General features: G+C 74.6%; 2 protein-coding genes and 2 tRNA genes. 2 read left to right on the top strand and 2 right to left on the bottom strand.

Going from position 1 to position 3695, the window contains the following annotated elements; translation table 11 throughout:
• Positions 1-114 precede the first annotated feature (114 nt).
• On the bottom strand, positions 115-357 hold the full coding sequence (locus ACWCO3_RS32780; RefSeq protein ID WP_091400768.1) for a DUF6458 family protein: 243 nt from the start codon (positions 355-357) through the stop codon (positions 115-117).
• A 148-nt stretch (positions 358-505) separates the two neighbouring features.
• Here ACWCO3_RS32780 and ACWCO3_RS32775 point away from each other — a divergent pair.
• Together ACWCO3_RS32775 and ACWCO3_RS32770 are read left to right on the top strand one after the other, a co-directional pair.
• Positions 506-578, top strand: a tRNA-Gly gene (locus ACWCO3_RS32775).
• A gap of 48 nt (positions 579-626) precedes the next feature.
• A tRNA-Val gene (locus ACWCO3_RS32770) sits at positions 627-701 on the top strand.
• A 67-nt stretch (positions 702-768) separates the two neighbouring features.
• On the opposite strand, the gene ACWCO3_RS32765 is transcribed toward ACWCO3_RS32770, so the two are convergent.
• Entirely contained in the window at positions 769-3543 is a 2775-nt protein-coding gene (locus ACWCO3_RS32765) for an FtsX-like permease family protein (RefSeq protein ID WP_450013797.1), read from the bottom strand.
• Positions 3544-3695: the final 152 nt, after the last annotated feature.

Genomic DNA, 3695 nt, shown 5'->3' with positions numbered 1-3695 from the left:
GCGGTCCCGGTGGGGGAACCAGGTGTCTGGGTGGGGCGGGCGGCCTGTCGACGAAGGCGGCCGGCCTGGAATCACGTTGGTCTGGCGGCTCCGCCAGCGGTAGAGCTGGCCGGGTCACAGCGGCGGGGCGATGTCCCGCCGCTCCTCGACCTGGCGGTACTCCACCGGCTGCTCGGTGGTCGTGACCACCTGGCGACGCCGACCCCAGATCAGGGTGGTCATGATCAGGCCGAGCACGCCGGCTCCCATCAGGATCCAACCGACCACGTCGAGGTTGATGCCGCCGACGCTCGCGTCCAGCGCGAAAGTGAGGATCGCGCCGAGCGCGATCAGGAAGATGCTGGTGCCGATACCCACGACAGCCTCCTTAAGGGGGTGTGGTGCGCTGTCGAGCCCTTCAATACCCCGGTGGCGACCAGCGCAATCGCCGGCCGCCCAGGGTGCCGCGCAAAGCGATCTTGGCATCGGGTAGAGTTCACCTGTCGCCGACGCGAGTCGGGGACGTGCGGACGTAGCGCAGCTGGTAGCGCATCACCTTGCCAAGGTGAGGGTCGCGGGTTCGAATCCCGTCGTCCGCTCGCGATCTGCCCCATCGGGGCCTGACTGCCGGGTTCGGCGGTCGCCACGGGCGATTGGCGCAGTGGGAGCGCGCTTCCTTGACACGGAAGAGGTCACTGGTTCAAACCCAGTATCGCCCACCATCCATACGCAGATCAGCTGGCCCGTTACCGGACATCCGGTAACGGGCTTCGCCGTTCCGGCAGCCTGTCACTCGCCGGCGCGGAGAACCTCGCTCAGCCGGTCGCGTCGCCGCAACGCCGACTCGACAGGTACGACAGTGGTGGCCGCCGCCAGCAGCACCACGCTCACCAGGCCCAGCAGCCACCACGGCAGGACCGCCGTCGGGTCGGCGCCCTGGCCGGTGAGCAGCCGCAGGTCGAGCGGGCCGAGCGTCAGGTGTGCGAGCAGGGCCGCGAGCAGCGGACCGCACACCGCGGCGACCACTACCGGTGGCAGCACCTCTCCGGCGGCGACCCAACGGGCGTCGCGTGGTCGCAGGCCGAGGGTCCGCAGCCGGGTCAGGGTCTGCCACCGCTGCGCAGCCCCTGCGGCAGCGGCGAGCGTGAGGCCGAGCAGCCCCAGCGCCAGCAGCACCGCGGCGGCCGTCCACGCCAGCCGGAGGAGCCCCGCGGTCAGTGGAGCCACTCGCTGCGCCCGCAGGACGTCCGCGCGCAGTACGACGTCGGCGGCGACGCCGCTGTTCGACACGGCCTGCGCCGCGCCGGGGCCGGTCACCCAGACGGTGTTCGGAACGGCGGGCAGCCCGGCGTCGGCGAGGGCCGTGGCGTCCACGATGACGACGTCGGCGGCACCGCCGACGGAGGGAGCGGTGCCGACCGCAGCGAGACGGATCGTCGGTGCGCCGTCGCGGGGTAGCTGCAGCCGCGTGCCGGTCCGCAGAGCGCCGTCGCCCGATCGGACCAGCGCCGGGACGTCCCCGGCGCCAGGACCAGGTGCCGTGAGCCGGGCCAGCGCCGGCGCGTCCGGCAGCGGAGTGGTGGCCAGCAGGCGCTGGAACGCGGCGGTGTCCACGATGACCAGTCGTGGGGTGAGCAGTGTCGATTCGCTGAAGAGGCGTGCGGAGTCGGTCACCTGCGCGACGACGACCTGCCCCACCCCGGGTGCGGCGGCGATGCGCTCGGCCAGCGCGGGCGTGGCGGCCTCGGCGTCGGCGCCGACGTCGAGGCGGGCGTCGGCGCCGACGGTGCTCCACGCGCCGTCGCCCAGACCCCGGGTGACGGTGGTGCCGAGGATGAGCGCGAACGACGCGAGCGCCGTGGTGCTGACCAGCACCAGGAGCGGCAGCGCGCGTCCGGCCGTCGTGGCCGCCTGGGCGGCACCGAACACGGCCAGCGGGCGGCGCGAGCGCAGGGCCCGTCGGAGCGCGAACCGCGTCCCGAGGGGCAGCAGTCGGAGCAGGAGGAGCGCGCCGACGAGCGCGCCCAGCGCGAGGGCGCTGATCGGCAGGATCAGGTCGCCGGTCAGCTCGCCGGTGTCGTCGTCGGAGGCGACGGGCAGGAGCCCGCGTTGGTGCAGTGTGACGAAGGCGGCGACCGCGGCGATCAGGACAGCGGCTTCGACGGCGGCGCGGCGCAGTTGGCCGGTGGCCCGGATCCAGCGTCGAGCGGCCGGGTTGGCGGGTTGACGTCGGTCGCGGCTGGCACGGGCGGCGGCGAGGGTGCCGAACGCCGGCCCGGCGACGGCACCCGCCAGGACCACGGGAACGGCCCAGGCCCAGGAGACGCCCGGAACGGCGGCGCGGGCGAGCGCGAGCCCGACGGCGGCGGCCGACAGGGACACCACAGTGGACTCGACGATCAGTTCCGCGCCGACGTCGGGTATCGCCGCCCCACGCTGCCGGGCGACGCTCAGCGCCGGGGTACGGCGGCGGACCAGCAGATCGGCGGCGAGCAGCAGGACCAGTACCGTGGCGGTCAGCACCCCGGCGAGCAGGACGGCGGCCTGTGCGGAGGCGGCGCTGATCTGCGTACGGGCGTCGCGCAGCGCGGTGTCGAGCTGCGATTCCCACCTCAGGGACTGGTCGCGGTCGCTCGATGCGCCGGAGGTGGCCTTGAGCTTGACCACCTGGCTGGCGAGCGCGGCGGTGGCGTCCCAGGTGAGCGCGCCGGGAACGGGTGCGAAGTGGACGGTGCGCCGCAGTTGGTCCTCGTCCACGGCGAGCCGGGCGTCCGGTAACGACTCGCGGGACAGCAGGCCGCCGAAGCGGGTGATCCCCACGCCGTCGACGCCGGGCGTCGGGCGCAGGAGCGCCGGGGCGAGTCGCCAGGCCGGGTCGTCGCTGTCCGCGGGTCGGTAGATCCCGCTGATCCGGACGTCCATGTCGCGCCCCTGGCCGTCCTTGACCGGGATGCGATCGCCGGGGCCGAGGTCGAGCGCGGCGGCGTCCGCCTCGGAGAGACCGACCTGCACCGGCCAGGGCGGTCCGTCGTAGGGGGTCTCCACGTATTCGTCGGCGACGGCGGGGCCGGGCGCGCCGCCGGCGATCCAGGCCACGTCCGGGCCGTCGAGGTCACCGGCCAGGTAGGTGAACTGGAAGGTCCGCGGCACGGTGCCGTCGGTGATGCTGAGGATCGGACCGTTGACGACGGTGACGGGCGGGAGCAGCGCGGCGTCCAGGTCGGGCCCGAGCGCGGACGTCACCCGGGCGCGGAAGTCGTCGACGCCCTCGGCGAGGCGGGGCATCCGGACCCGTCCACCGGTCGGCCCGTCGTCGCGTTCCCAGTCGGCGTGCGCGAGGACGTTCGCGTCGGGGCCGGCGCGGCGGACCGTGTCCTGCACGGCGTCGTCGGCGGCGGCGCGGAGCAGCGCCGGGGCTGCTCCGGAGAGCAGCGCGACGGTCGCGATGACGGCGGCGGTGAGCAGCAGCGGTCCGGCGTCGGCACGGCCACGACCACGGATGCTGGGCCAGTGCAGCGCCGGCAGTCGGCGGGTCAGCCACCGGCGGGTCAGCAATCGTTTCACGGCGCCACCCGCAGGTGTGCGGCGTCGGCCCGGCGGACCTGGACGGTGACCACGACGGCGACCGCCAGCATGCATCCGGCCAGCAGTACGGCGAGCAGCGCGGCCTCGGCCGGCCACGGCCAGTGTGGTTGGGCGGCCGGGACGGGCGCGGC

This window comes from Micromonospora sp. NPDC002411 (assembly GCF_053592955.1).
This window is presented reverse-complemented; position numbering and strand designations above follow the sequence as displayed.